This window comes from Microbulbifer maximicatervae (SeqCode), assembly GCF_052467325.1.
Window position 1 is genome coordinate 5,072,559 of the sequence record NZ_CP174310.1, and the last position, 14,051, is coordinate 5,086,609.

A 14,051-nucleotide genomic window follows, 5' to 3' on the forward strand; every position below is an offset into this window, starting at 1 on the left:
CCCATATTTGACAATATGCTCCTGCCCAAAGCTTTTCCTGATGAACTTTTCTTTAGTCGAATTATTCGCTTTGCTACTATTTCTGGATTAAAGGGTAAAGAGTTTAATAAAATATATCTTGCTGAGGAGAGGGCCTCCATACACCCCTTTTTGACATCGAATCTAAAAAAACTTTCAGCCCTGACAGATGATGAAGCGTACGAAATTTTATTTGGTCAGACATTGGCTCCAATATATATATTTTATTTGCCTAAGTATTCAAATAACATAATAAAATTTATGTTGAGTAATGATAGCGCGAGATCAATAAGGGAAAGTCAGCTCCCATCATTTGGTGCAGGTTCTTCGCTATGCTTGAAATGGTGTCAAGAGTGCGCCTGTAGCGATATAAATCAATATGGAGTTGCTTATTGGCATAGGTCGCATCAAATCCCTGGGGTCTCTTCTTGTGGTATACATCCAGTACTCTTAGAGAGAATTGACTTACTTAATCGTCAACGAATTAACCTTGGATTGTTACCATCAGTGACCTGCTGTGCTAAAGAAGCATCTAGTGTTGAATATAAGGTAGGTAAGTTTGGATATGATTTTTTAAGAAAGATCAAATGGCCTATTCCGTTAATAGATGTTACTTCAAAATATCGCCTTAAATTAAATAATATGGGCTTGGTAACGAATAGTGGCCGTATTAGGCGTCTAAAATTAATGCAAAATTTTTATGTATATTCACAGCAGTATCGGCCATTTTATAATAGCTCGCTCCCAAAATCTTCTGAAGACTTCAGATATGTTTCTCAACTTTTAGTTCAAGGAGCAAGCCATAATCCCTTCCAGCACATTTTTTTCTCAAGTTGGCTTTTTTCTACCTTCCAGCAATTATTAGAGGATCATAATAGTGTAGAGTTTGAATTCCAAACCCGTAAAAAGGATTTTGCTATGAGGACGAAAAGGAAAGAGAGGAAATGTATTGATATTCTACGAAGCAGGTCGCTTAATGAAACCTCTAAAATTACAGGGAAAAGTAGAACTTATCTGAAAAGACTTGCAGCGCTCCACGATATCCCCTTGAATCTTAAGCCAAAGAAATTATCTAAGGCTTGTAGAGATGAAATTATTCACCTTGGGTATACAAGAATGAACCGGCATCGAATAGCTACAATTTGTAAAATTGGTGTAGGATCAGTAGAACAAGTTATCTCAACTCATCCTGAACTAGTAACTTATCGTAAACGATGCCATATGGAGTCAATGCGACGTCGCTATAGGCTAAAAATCCTTAAATATTACAAATCCCACCCTAAAGCAATTCGTAAAGATATTAAGTTACACTGTAATAAAGCCTTTTATTGGTTGTATTTATATGATCGTGAATGGCTAGAGGTTGCTCTACCTAAACCTCTAAAGGCTAAGGGGAGGTATCCTAAAAAATAGAGAACATATTTATTGATTGAGAGGTGCAGGAAGGCCTAAGGGATGTTTATAACCATACTTCTTGCGAAACTCATATCTCTGTATGTTTAGCCAAGTAATAGCACATCTTTTTGTAAAGTCAATATAATTATTGCTGTTAATTTCCATTCTTGAATAATCGCTTTCACGAGAGCTAGCTATAACACCAGAAATTGAACAGTCAGTGAAAGAATCTATATTCCATCGGGAACAAGATGCGCAGGCTCCCTTTTTATCTTTAAGTATAGGGAACTCCATTCCCCATCGTTTAACTTTTATAGTTTCAAAATTTTCTTTTTCGAAGTTTTTAATGATTTTATAGTTTGATTGCAATTCTTTACTGTACACATCATAAAAACTCATATGACAATATCTCTTCAATCTTGCTCTTAAGAGGTTCAGGTCGCTCTTCGTGGGTTCTGCTGATCTCCTATCAGAAAATTTCCCAATGTAATTTTTCTGATAGGATAAAGTCTGAACAAAATATTCTATGTAGGTTAGTTTTGCACAGGGAGAAAAGTAAAGTTTCCACTTACTTATGGGGTCCTCATAATGTTTATTATTGTAAACTTCTGAAGTTAAATGTTTTATTGAGCTGGATACTTTCTCCCAGTTAGCCGATAAAACACCTAAAATCACGCTTTTAATTTTGTTTTTTACTGAAGGGGTTCTTTTGATTTGCCATAACGGACAGTTATGCTTTTCGCAATATGATATATATAACCACTTGCTTTCGAAAAACGCATGGCCCTGATTTGCAAGTTTTTCTTCAATACACCTTTTACAAAACTTAATAGGTATTCGTTTTCCAGTAAATTGTCCATGAGAGTAGTTAAGAATTTGCGGGAAGCCTTTAAAATGTGTAAATCTATTTCTGCTAAAAGTGTCCTCTGTTCCGATAGAGTAAGTAGAGTCAAAAATGTCAATCAGTACTTTCTCGGGATAAAAAGTGAAATATTTTTTGGCTGTATCCGGAATTGAAGGGTACTCTCTCCATCCACCCCCGCCAGCTATTAAGCTATTTATATTCCGAAACCCAGCTTTTATAAAAACTCTTAATATAAAGGAATGGATGGATTCACCCGGCTGTTGCAGTGCTCTAAACATAGTTATACCATATTGTAAAGATAGAAATATTGTGTGGTTTGTAGTTTCTCTATCTAGCTTGCTGATAAGTTTGTTCTGAGAGCTATAGAGCTTCATAAATATACACACATATATTTTGAAATGGCTTATTATTTTTTATGAATACCTAATGATATACCAAGAAATCTAATATTTAATAATTAAAAGTACTTAAAGGACATGTTATTGTTTCCATATAGTATATCCCTTGAAAAATTTACAATACTCTATTGAGCCATGTCAATTGATGACGGGCTCGTTCTAAATATCTCACTCTGTTTATATGTATATTATAATTTTCGTATACTAATGGGATTTTTTTCATTTTTAAAAAATACTATAGGGTTTAGCATGGTTTTTCAGAATTGCTTCAATGGTATTAAGCACCTGCTGATTGTAGATCTTGAGGCAACTTGTTGGAATGATCGCCCACTATCTGTTGGGGTAATGGAGGTCATTGAATTCGGACTTGTACTGACTACTTTGGATGGTGAAATCTTAGCTAGTCATAGTCAATTTGTTAGACCAATGATTAATCCGAAACTTAGTAAGTTTTGCAGTGAACTTACAGGTATCAAAAATAGCATGGTGGCTAGTGCGCCTGATTTCAGAGAAAGCACGAGTCTCCTTAACTTATGGTTATCTCATTATGAGTATCAAGCCTGGGCTAGCTGGGGGGAATACGATTGGAAGCAGATCAAAGTAGAGCTGATACGGCACGGTTGCGCGCCAGATTTTTTTGCTAAACCGCATATCAACCTGAAAGCAGTATGGCAAGAAAAGACAGGTAAGAAGCGTCGTTCAGGACTTGGATCTGCTCTACAGTCTCTCGGTATTGTCTTTGAAGGTCAGCAGCATCGCGGTGTGGATGATGCACGTAATATTTCGAGAATACTTCCTTACTTGACTATTTAAAAAATGTATCGTTGGTTTGATGCGAATAGGTGATGTACTTATTATAAATATAATTTTGATTGTATGAGAGGCTTAACCTCTGCCTTTCATGTCATAGAAATTTGTCTCATTTATTCATAGATGGCTATTGTATTTTATGACTCTTAATCTTTTATTGCGGGAAGATCAAGAGTACTCGATTTAATATTGTTTAGATACTCCGCTTTGATTGGTTGTTGATATGAAAGTTAAATTATTTTATATGATTATGTAATCCTGGGTTTGTTCAAAAAGATTGTTTTATATTTTCTGGGACTCATTATAGATATCGTATCTAAAGGAAATGATACCCACCATATCTCCTATAGTGGCAGTTAAGTTACATATTTAGATCTCAGACTAGAGCTAGAGGGGTAGTGTTCAGAATTCTGTGTCATTTCTTTACTATTAGCAAAAAAGAGATGACCCATGACCAAACCTACTTTCGATATGGATGCCGCCGTCAAAGCCTTATGCGAGGGTAAAGACCTCAATGGCAAAGATGGCATCCTCACCCCTCTGATCAAACAACTCACTGAAGCTGCCATGAAAGCGGAGCTGGAAGAGCACCTCGCCAGCGAGGATAAGCCCAACCGCAAGAATGGCACCACCTCAAAAACTATGAAAAGCCCCGCTGGCAGCTTCGAGCTGCAGGCGCCGCGGGATCGTGCCGGCACCTTCGAGCCTCAAATCGTCAAGAAGCATCAAACTCAGCTTACCGACGAACTGGAACGCAAGATTACCGCCCTGTTTGCCCTGGGTAACAGCTATCAGGACATCCGCACACATATTGCCGATATCTACGGAATGGAGCTTTCCAACGGCACCATCAATGCCGTTACTGACAAGCTGCTGCCTGAACTACAAGCTTGGCGTGAGCGCGACCTGGAGGCTGTCTATCCTATTGTCTGGCTCGATGCTATCCATTACAAAATCAAGGAAAACGGTCGTTATGCCAGCAAGGCCATTTACACGATTCTTGGCCTCAATATCGAAGGCAAGAAGGAGTTATTGGGGCTCTACCTATCCGATCAAGAAGGCGCACATCATTGGCTGAGTGTTCTGACCGATCTCCACAACCGTGGGGTCAAAGATATCCTCATTGCTTGTGTTGATGGCCTGCAGGGTTTCCCTGAGGCCATAGAGAGCATCTACCCTAAGACCGAGATCCAGCACTGCATCATCCATCAGATCCGCAACTCACTAAAGTATGTAGCTTCAAAGAATCAATAGGCCTTTATGGCCGATCTCAAATGCATCTACAAGGCGGCAACGCTCAATGCCGCCGAGCACGCTTTGGACGAGCTGGAGACCAAGTGGGGTGACAAATATCCAATGGTGATTAAGTCCTGGCGGGGTAAATGGCCGACTCTCTCGGCCTACTTTAAATACCCGGAATACGTCCGCACACCGATCTACACTACGAATGCGGTGGAGGCTGTACACAGGCAGTTCCGCAAGTTGACCAAGACCAAGGGCGGCTTCGCCAATGAGAATAGCTTACTGAAGCTTCTCTATGCCGGTATACTAAAAGCCTCCGAACGCTGGACGCACCCAATTCAAAATTGGAATCTGACACTATCACAGCTGACGATCCACTTCCCAGATCGACTGGAGAAATACATCAGCCTATGAGGCTATTTGGCTGACACAGAGTTTCCTAATTACCACCCTTGCTAAGTCACATGTAACTGTATATAAATACAGCTATCATGTTGATCTGTAAGGGAATACACCATGGCTCGCAACAAGGTACAGTTCCAGAAGGGTATTAGTTTGACCCAATTCCTTAAAGCTTATGGTACAGAAGAGCAGTGCTTCGATGCTCTCTGTCAATGGCGTTGGCCAAATGGCTTCTGTTGCCCTCACTGCGGACATGACAAACATTGCAACCTCGCTTACCGCAAGCTCAAGCAATGTAACCGGTGTCGACGTCAGACATCGATTACTTCTCGTACGATATTTGACTCCACCAAACTGCCCCTTACTACTTGGTTTCTCGGTATCTTTCTGATTACCCAGGATAAGAAGGGTATTTCCTCTATGGAGCTGGCTCGTCATCTGGGTCTCTCTTACAACGCTGCCTGGCGTATGAAGCAGAAACTCATGCAGGTGATGATGGAGCGGGACCAACAGTACAAGCTATCCGGTTTTATTGAATTGGATGATGCCTATCTCGGTGGTGAACATACTGGATGCAAGCCGGGGCGCGGAGCTAAGGGTAAAACTCCCTTTGTGGCTGCCGTTGAAACTACCAAAGATAGACGTCCTACTCGTATCAAGCTCTCTATTATCAAGGGCTTCAGGAGCAGTGAGATTTCTACCTGGAGCAAAAAGCATCTTTGCAGCGGTAGCATGGTTATCTCAGATGGCCTTGCATGCTTCAATGCTGTCACAGAGGCTAATTGTGTACATGACAAGATTGTTTGTGGTGGTGGTCGAGCTTCTGTTGAAGAGCCTGAGTTCTATTGGGTGAATACGGTACTCGGCAATCTAAAAAGTGCACTGCGTAGTACCTACCATGCGATTAGGCCGAAATATGCGCAGCGATATTTGGCAGAATTTCAATATCGATTTAATCGACGGTTCGACTTATCAGCACTCATTCCAAGACTTTTTTTTTCTCTCTTCGGACACCTCCAATGCCGGAAAGACTGCTGAAAATTGGCTTAGTATAGGTGGTAATTAGGCAGAGTTTTGAACACCCTCGCTAGAGGTGGTATCGCTATACTTTATCAGCTTAATTCTAAGGTATTACATTTACCTAAGCCCTTTGCTCGAATCCGTTTAACATTGATATTTATTAAATGACGGATCACGAAGCGAAATAGTAATTTCTTAATGCCAGTTAAATTACTTCCATAGAGCAGATAAAAATCATCAGGTTGCGTATAAACTCCGAAATCGTCTGCGATACCTTCTTTCTGTATAAATGTATCTTTATCCTCCCAGTCAATGGGTGGGTTTTGTAGGCATTTTGTGGCAATACCATAGCCTTTAAACTCAGAGCATTGATTACGGAACCCTTCTTGGACTTTGTTCAGGTATGGGCGGTCGATAATATATCCTTCAAGGTTGATCCACCTATCATTTGAATATACTTCAACCCAGCTGTGGATAATTCGTTCAGGTACGATATAGAATAGATAACTAGGTATGGCACCTTTCTGAAGGTCTTTAAAAATAGTAAATCCATGAATGCGTGTAGGAATGCCAACAGCGCGAAGCAAAGCCATTAGCAATGTTCCTTTAGTGTTACATTGTCCGTACCCGTCTTTCAGTACCCTGCTAGCCGGAATACGATCATCACTATTGTAACCAAATAAAATATCATCACGAACAAACTTATAGATGGCACCAATGGCGTCATACTGAGATAGCTTACGCCATTTCTTATTTTCAATTAACATCTGAATGGTTTTATTCTCAAAGTCAAGCATAGGGGTTTCTGATAAGTATTCACGAGTAAGTGTCTTCATTCATTTGTTCTCCAAGGTAAGTTATAATGTGGGCTTATTTAAACTCTGCCCTCTCGTATAATTGAATAAACCTCCTAAGACTTCACGAAAGCTCTCTTATCAAAATCATTCCTAAATGAATGTCGCATAGACTTTTATTTGGGCTGCTTATTCAAAGTTAATCCCCCACTTTCATGCAAGGTTAACGGTTCCTGAAAGAATTTTAATCTACTTAATGAATTTAACATTAGTATTATGATCTCGCATCCCGATTACTTGAAGAATATAGCCCTTTTAAAGCTCTACCTTTCCAACCCAAATTCCGTGGACTATGGGACCGATAGACTCCTTACTAGTGTAAGTGTCGTTAACTGTAAATTGACCTCTTCTAGAGGCTGACTCCTCACTTGGAGAGAAGGTGTGACCAAATAGCCACTTTGGGGTTAATGATAACTTTAGGGCAGTGAGTTAAGTTGAGGTGTCTGAATTTACTTGCTAGAATCCCATTCAGTAGATTCTGGTCTCTTTGTAACTTTTATGAATGTAGTTCGACTATCATTTCTATTAATTGTGCTTATGGTCTTTCAGACCGCAGGTGCATTCTATGATAGCCATGAAGAAGTTCAGGAGGTAACGAATCACCTGTCTCTACATCATGATGAAGATCTGCCCGGCAATTTACCGTTTCAACCGGACAGCTCCCCTTCTGATTTAAGCTTACAGATCCCCTCCAGCGGGGATGAGGCTGATCAATCTTCGTTTCTTCTGGATTTATGTAATCACTGCTGTCATTGCCATGGAAGTACCTTTACCGCCCTGGTAGGTCAATCATTACTCTCTATTCTGAGCGGAATCGTTAATTATCGAGAATTCGGCAATACACGTGTTCCCAGTGGTTATTTTACCCCTCTACTCCGCCCACCTATAACCCAAGTCTGATTGCTCTAATGCCGCGCGAGTAAGGAGAGCTACAAGGCCCCCTTGCGCAATTAAAAACTGACTTGGGAGATACCCATGGATTTTTACTGCACGCTCACTGAGAGTGTGATTCGTCGTCGTGCCATATTCCAGTTGATGGTGGCGATAATGTATTTAGCTGCGCAATCAGTATCCGCGCAGGAGGGGGATTTACTGACATTACCAGATGCGATTGAGCTGACGCTCGCACAGAATCCGGAGCTTGCGGTATTCCCATTACAGAGAAGAGGTCTAGATGGTGCTGAAGAGACTGCAGCACTGCGGCCTGCGTTAAGCCTAGGAGGTGAGGCTCAATACAAGAACTTTGGTGATGGTGGCTCCAATAATGCGCCAGATCCCGAGGATGATGCCGACAATGAGCTTGAGTTGACGGTAACTTTATCCTCCGTAATTGAGCTAGGAGATAAACGTAGAGCTCGAATAGATGTAGTCAATGCCCAGCGTAATTTACTGATCGCGGATGAGCAAGCTAAGGCGCTAGATCTTCTGGCAGAAGTTATCCGTCGCTATGCTCAGGTTCTTGCTGCCCAGGAATTAGCTGTATTGGCTAGGGAGAAGGTATTACTCGCACGTGAAACGCTAAGCGCTGTCAGCGCCAGAGTCAGCGCTGCTGCTAGCCCGGTTTCTGAACGCCTACGAGCGGAGTCCGCCCTGACAAAAGCAAGCCTCGCTAAGCAGACGGATGAGAGCATGCTAGTGTACTACAGGCATGCCCTATCGGCTCTGTGGGGACAGCCGAGTATAGATTATCGAGTAGACTCCAGTGAGCTCTATCGTTTTGAGCCCGGCGCTAGTTTTGAGGAACTTTATGCGCGTGCGCAGGAAAACCCAGCTATAGCGCGCTTTGCTTCCGAAGAGCGACTGAGTGCTTCACAGCTTCGTCTCACCCAGTCCAACTCAAAGCCTGATGTTGGATGGTTTGCAGGTCTTCTCGTGAATCGGGCTGTTGACGAAACTACAGCTTTAGCTGGTTTCGAAGTTCCACTCTTTACCGCAAAACGCAATCGTGGTGCCGAGCTAACAGCAATGACTGAATTGGATGAGGTTATGCTCCGTCGTGAGGCGGCATTACTACAACTTTATCCTCAGCTATTTCTTGCCGTAACCGGTCGCGAACAGGCCCTGGCTACTGTCTCCAGTTTGCAGGATTCTGTAATCCCTAAGCTTCGCGAGGCATTGACTGAAGTAGATCGTGCCTATCGTCGTGGCCGGAGTTCTTATCTTGACTTAATTGTTGCTCGGGAAGAGTTGCTCGATGCTGAACGTGCACGAATCGAAGCAGCGCGGTCTGTACTTCTTTTCGGCGCTGAGATTGAGCAGCTTACAGCAGGGCCTTTAGGTTCCGAGAGTGTAGGAAGCGGAAAATAATTTTGGATTTAGATATGAGCAGATTAAGTAAAGTAATTCGCCTGGCAATATTATCCATACTCCTCATTTTCTCTGGATTTTGGATTGCAAGCCTGGGTCATGCAAATGGTGGTCATGATGAACATGTTAAGCAAGATGAAGAGCTGGGCTCCAATGATAGCCATGATGAGCATGATGAACAGGAAGGGAAACAATTCTCTAGTCATGGACATAGTGATAACCATGGCGGACATGATGAGCATCAGGAGGAAAAGGGCCCCAATGGTGGCCGTTTACTGACTGAGGGGGATCTAACGGCCGAGTTGCTTATTTATGAAAGTGGTGTAAAGCCAGAGTTTCGAGCCTGGATTTCTCTTAATGGTAAACCTTTAGAGAATGCTCGTGTTTCCGTAGAGCTTGAAAGACTTGGTGGAAAAGTGGATCAAATACCCTTTGCCTGGGAGGATAGTGTTGGGTATTACCGCGGTGAAGGCGTAGTAAAGGAACCTCACTCTTTTGATGTTGCCGTTTCTGTTTTTTACAACGGCGAGCGCACAAGTTGGGATTATGAGTCCCATGAAGGTCGAGTGCAGATCTCTGAACAAATGGCAAAAAAGGCAGGCATTAAAACTGCAATTGCTGCTCCAGGTATAATTAAAGAAAGCGTTACCTTATATGGTAAAACTGCGATAGATCATCGTAACCTCAGTCATGTGCGTGCACGTTACCCAGGAACCGTAATCACTGTTAAAAAAACGCTTGGCGATTTGGTAGCGAAAGGGGAAGAGCTTGCTTCTATCGAATCCAATGACAGCTTGCAAATTTATCCATTGGTCGCTCCTATTAGCGGTCAGATAATTGATAAGCAAGCCAGCCAAGGTGAATTCAGTGGCGAACGGGTGCTGTTTACCATAGCTAACTACGACCAGCTGTGGGCTGAGTTGCAAGTATTTCCGATGCGTCGCGATCAGATCAAATTAGGGCAACAGGTTTCAATTACAGCTGGTGAGCGTTCTTTTGAGTCAACTATCAGCAGCCTTGCTCCGAGCAGTAATGGTCAGCCCTTCGCGATTGCAAGAGCGGTGATTGAAAACCCCAATGAGCTCTGGACTACCGATCTAATGGTCCAAGGCCAAGTAGTAACCAATGAAAAATCTGTGCCTTTAGTGGTCGAGAATCGTGCACTACAACCTTTCCGCGATTGGACGGTGGTATTTATCAAAGTGGGAGAAACCTATGAAATTCGTCCACTAAAACTCGGCCGTAGCGACGGCACTGTAACCGAAGTGCTGAGTGGCCTCAATGAGGGTGATCGCTATGTCACCGAGAACAGCTACCTGATCAAAGCGGATATTGAAAAGTCCGGCGCTGCACATAGCCATTAAATGAGGCCAGAAGATGATTGAAAGTATACTGCGCTTCTCAATTGAGCGGCGCTACTTCGTACTGTCCCTGATCTTTGTATTGGTGGGCCTGGGGGTTTGGAGTTATCAGAGACTTCCAATTGATGCGGTTCCCGATATCACCAATGTTCAGGTACAGATTAATACCGAGGCTCCTGGTTATTCACCTTTAGAGGCGGAGCAGCGGATTACTTACACTGTGGAGGCGGCACTCGCCGGCTTGCCTAATTTAGAATATACCCGTTCGCTCTCTCGCTACGGTTTGTCCCAGGTCACTGTTGTTTTTAAAGAGGGTACAGATCTCTATTTTGCTCGGAACTTAATTAATAGCCGTCTCAGTAGTATTAAAAGTCATTTGCCTCCGGAGTTAGAGCCTGAAATGGGTCCCATTGCTACCGGACTCGGTGAGATTTTTATGTACACAGTGGAGGCTCTGCCTGGCGCCACCCAGCCCAATGGGCAGCCTTACGACGCCACTTCACTGAGGGAAATTCAAGATTGGATTATAAAACCGCAATTATCCTTAGTCCCCGGAGTTACTGAAGTTAATACCATCGGTGGCTATAACAAGCAGTATCACGTAACACCCGAACCTCGACAGATGCTTAACTTTGGCGTATCCATGGAAGATATCGCTCTAGCGCTGAGCCGCAATAACGAAAGTCGCGGCGCTGGTTACTTGGAGGGGAATGGACGGCAACTTCTGGTGCGTTCACCAGGGCAGTTGCGAAATATTGCCGAAATTGAGGATGTGGTAATTACCAGTCGCGCCGGGGTGCCGGTTAAAATTTCGGATGTAGCCGAAGTAGCTATTGGAAAAGAGCTTCGCACCGGTGCTGCCACTCGCGATGGTGAAGAGACCGTATTGGGCACAGCTATGATGCTGGTAGGGGAAAACTCCCGGGAGGTAGCTCGAAGTGTAGCGGAAGCCTTAAAGCGAATAAAATCAACCGTACCTGAAGGTATTAAGGTAGAGGCGGTTTATGATCGGACCACTCTGGTAGATAAAGCTATCGCTACAGTGCAAAAAAACCTTGTTGAGGGTGCGCTGCTGGTTATCGTGGTATTGTTCTTGTTGCTGGGAAATATTCGAGCCGCCTTTATTACTGCAGCGGTAATCCCGCTTTCCATGCTTGCCACCATTTTCGGCATGGTGCAAACGGGTGTTTCCGCCAATCTGATGAGTCTCGGAGCCCTTGACTTTGGCCTGATTGTCGATGGGGCCGTGATAATTGTGGAGAACGCGATTCGCCGACTTGCCGAAGCCCAGCATCGCAACGGAGGCAAGCTGCCCCTACAAGAGCGTTTGGAGCTAGTATTCCAAGCTACCAACGAAGTGATTCGCCCAAGTTTGTTTGGTGTTTTGATCATTACCGTGGTGTATATCCCTCTATTTTCGCTTACAGGTGTGGAAGGGAAGATGTTCCACCCCATGGCTGCCACTGTAGTGATGGCTTTACTCGCTGCACTGGTGCTTTCATTGACCGTTGTGCCTGCAGCAGTTGCTGTTTTCCTGACAGGTAAAATCAGTGAAAATGAAAACAAAGTTATTGTTGCGACCAAATCTTTATATAAACCACTGTTGATTGCTGCAATGAAAGTGCGCTGGTTAGTACTTTCTGGGGCTCTTGCATTAGTACTGTTCTGCAGCTGGCTTGCAACAACACTGGGTTCTGAATTTATTCCTCAGCTCAATGAGGGTGATATCGCTTTACACGCCCTGCGTATTCCTGGTACCGGTTTAGAGCAATCTGTAGAAATGCAAAGCTTGTTGGAGCAGCGTATTAAGGAGTTTCCTCAAGTAGATAAAGTATTCGCAAAAATTGGTACACCAGAAGTAGCAACAGACCCAATGCCGCCAAATGTAGCCGACAATTTTGTGATCCTGAAGCCCCGTGACCAATGGCCCGATCCGAAACTGCCCCAGGAACAATTGGTTGCTGAAATCGAAGAAGCTGTGCGTCAGTTACCGGGAAATAACTACGAGTTCACCCAACCAATCCAAATGCGCTTTAATGAACTAATTTCCGGCGTACGTGCAGACCTGGGTATTAAAGTATTCGGTGATGATCTGGATCAGCTGGTGGCTTCTTCAAATGAAATTCTCGGTGTGCTAAATGGAATTGAGGGTGTTGCTGATGCTCGTGTAGAACAAGTGGAGGGTCTACCGATTCTATCAATAGTGCCGAATCGAATCGCACTCGCCCGCTATGGAATAGATCTGCAAACCTTGCAAGATTTGGTTTCAGCGGCTATTGGAGGTGAAGAGGCTGGATTGATTTACGAAGGCGATCGCCGTTTTCATCTGGTAGTGCGTCTGCCGGAAGGCTTGCGACGAGACTATGAGAACCTTGGGGATTTACCTGTTCCGTTACCTACTGGTAGCCCATTGGGTAGCTATGTGCCCTTGTCAGAAGTTGCTAACTTGGAAATGACCCCTGCCCCCAACCAGATCAGCCGGGAAAATGGTAAGCGCCGTGTTGTGGTAACTGCCAACGTCCGCGACCGTGATTTGGGGTCCTTTGTTGAAGAGGCGAAGAGCCGTATTGATCAGCAGGTCTCTTTGCCTGCAGGTTACTGGCTAGTATACGGCGGCACTTTCGAGCAATTGGAATCCGCCAGTACTCGCCTCTCAATAGTGGTTCCACTGACACTATTGGTAATTCTGGGACTTCTGGTGATGGCCTTTGGTTCATTCAAGGATGCCTTAATTATTTTCAGTGGAGTACCCCTGGCGCTTACTGGAGGTGTCTTGTCCCTATGGTTGCGCGATATGCCTTTATCTATTTCTGCTGGAGTAGGATTTATTGCACTATCTGGTGTGGCGGTGTTAAACGGTTTGGTAATGCTCTCCTTCATCCGACAACTTCGTCAGCAAGGTGGTGAGTTGCTCACATCCATTATCGATGGTGCTATGATCCGCCTGCGTCCAGTATTGATGACTGCGTTGGTTGCAAGTCTCGGTTTTGTTCCTATGGCTTTGAATGTAGGTACTGGAGCAGAGGTTCAAAGACCACTAGCTACGGTGGTAATTGGAGGCATAATTTCTTCTACTCTCCTAACCTTGTTTGTACTGCCATTGCTTTATCGGATAGTGCATGGAAGAGAAGGTATATTGAAAATATAAACATAATTTATGATGCTCACCTTTGCTTATATTTAGGTAGGGGTGAGCAAAATTTTAATGAAAATATTTAAGTGTTTGTTGGTTCATTTTTGAGCATGAAAGAAATGGATGCGCTTGATATTTATATAAGATAAATAGAAAATAATAGATGTTTCTATTGCCTCAATGGAGTGACGGGTTTTTAGTGTGTAGGTTTAGTATGAGTTTACTGCTTGCAGATTTTTATTCTAG

General features: G+C 43.4%; 8 protein-coding genes and 2 pseudogenes. 8 read left to right on the top strand and 2 right to left on the bottom strand.

Annotation, left to right across the window (positions count from 1 at the left end; all coding sequences use genetic code 11):
* Positions 1–15: 15 nt before the first annotated feature.
* Positions 16–1,431: a TnsD family Tn7-like transposition protein gene (locus ACJJIE_RS22550; RefSeq protein ID WP_152454494.1), complete on the top strand. Its 1,416-nt coding sequence runs from the start codon at positions 16–18 to the stop codon at positions 1,429–1,431.
* A gap of 9 nt (positions 1,432–1,440) precedes the next feature.
* On the opposite strand, the gene ACJJIE_RS22555 is transcribed toward ACJJIE_RS22550, so the two are convergent.
* Positions 1,441–2,556: a hypothetical protein gene (locus ACJJIE_RS22555; RefSeq protein ID WP_152454493.1), complete on the bottom strand. Its 1,116-nt coding sequence runs from the start codon at positions 2,554–2,556 to the stop codon at positions 1,441–1,443.
* Positions 2,557–2,883: 327 nt separating this feature from the next.
* Here ACJJIE_RS22555 and ACJJIE_RS22560 point away from each other — a divergent pair, with 327 nt between their 5' ends.
* From ACJJIE_RS22560 to ACJJIE_RS22570, 3 genes and pseudogenes are all read left to right on the top strand, one after another.
* Entirely contained in the window at positions 2,884–3,489 is a 606-nt protein-coding gene (locus ACJJIE_RS22560) for a 3'-5' exonuclease (protein WP_216646256.1), read from the top strand.
* A 447-nt stretch (positions 3,490–3,936) separates the two neighbouring features.
* Positions 3,937–5,142: pseudogene (locus tag ACJJIE_RS22565) on the top strand (IS256 family transposase).
* Between the two features lie 102 nt (positions 5,143–5,244).
* Positions 5,245–6,185 (top strand): annotated as a pseudogene (locus ACJJIE_RS22570) (IS1595 family transposase).
* A 57-nt stretch (positions 6,186–6,242) separates the two neighbouring features.
* On the opposite strand, the gene ACJJIE_RS22575 reads toward ACJJIE_RS22570, so the two are convergent.
* Entirely contained in the window at positions 6,243–6,986 is a 744-nt protein-coding gene (locus ACJJIE_RS22575) for a transglutaminase-like domain-containing protein (RefSeq protein WP_152454492.1), read from the bottom strand.
* A gap of 516 nt (positions 6,987–7,502) precedes the next feature.
* On the opposite strand from ACJJIE_RS22575, the gene ACJJIE_RS22580 reads away from it, so the two are divergent.
* The 4 genes from ACJJIE_RS22580 (at position 7,503) to ACJJIE_RS22595 (ending at position 13,820) form a co-directional block, all read left to right on the top strand.
* Positions 7,503–7,904 (top strand): hypothetical protein, encoded by a 402-nt coding sequence (locus ACJJIE_RS22580; RefSeq protein ID WP_282933837.1) that lies wholly within the window; start codon positions 7,503–7,505, stop codon positions 7,902–7,904.
* A 75-nt stretch (positions 7,905–7,979) separates the two neighbouring features.
* Complete coding sequence (locus ACJJIE_RS22585) at positions 7,980–9,311, top strand: TolC family protein (protein WP_152454491.1); 1,332 nt, start codon at positions 7,980–7,982, stop codon at positions 9,309–9,311.
* A gap of 14 nt (positions 9,312–9,325) precedes the next feature.
* Entirely contained in the window at positions 9,326–10,675 is a 1,350-nt protein-coding gene (locus ACJJIE_RS22590) for an efflux RND transporter periplasmic adaptor subunit (RefSeq protein ID WP_152456399.1), read from the top strand.
* 13 nt (positions 10,676–10,688) lie between these two features.
* On the top strand, positions 10,689–13,820 hold the full coding sequence (locus tag ACJJIE_RS22595; protein ID WP_152454490.1) for an efflux RND transporter permease subunit: 3,132 nt from the start codon (positions 10,689–10,691) through the stop codon (positions 13,818–13,820).
* The last annotated feature ends 231 nt before the right edge of the window (positions 13,821–14,051 follow it).

Excerpts from the sequence above, each read along its gene's own strand:
- ACJJIE_RS22550 (WP_152454494.1), top strand. The coding sequence starts at position 16 with ATGCTCCTGCCCAAAGCTTTTCCTGATGAACTTTTCTTTAGTCGAATT.
- ACJJIE_RS22555 (WP_152454493.1), bottom strand. The coding sequence starts at position 2,556 with ATGTTTAGAGCACTGCAACAGCCGGGTGAATCCATCCATTCCTTTATA.
- ACJJIE_RS22560 (WP_216646256.1), top strand. The coding sequence starts at position 2,884 with ATGGGATTTTTTTCATTTTTAAAAAATACTATAGGGTTTAGCATGGTT.
- ACJJIE_RS22575 (WP_152454492.1), bottom strand. The coding sequence starts at position 6,986 with ATGAAGACACTTACTCGTGAATACTTATCAGAAACCCCTATGCTTGAC.
- ACJJIE_RS22580 (WP_282933837.1), top strand. The coding sequence starts at position 7,503 with ATGAATGTAGTTCGACTATCATTTCTATTAATTGTGCTTATGGTCTTT.
- ACJJIE_RS22585 (WP_152454491.1), top strand. The coding sequence starts at position 7,980 with ATGGATTTTTACTGCACGCTCACTGAGAGTGTGATTCGTCGTCGTGCC.
- ACJJIE_RS22590 (WP_152456399.1), top strand. The coding sequence starts at position 9,326 with ATGAGCAGATTAAGTAAAGTAATTCGCCTGGCAATATTATCCATACTC.
- ACJJIE_RS22595 (WP_152454490.1), top strand. The coding sequence starts at position 10,689 with ATGATTGAAAGTATACTGCGCTTCTCAATTGAGCGGCGCTACTTCGTA.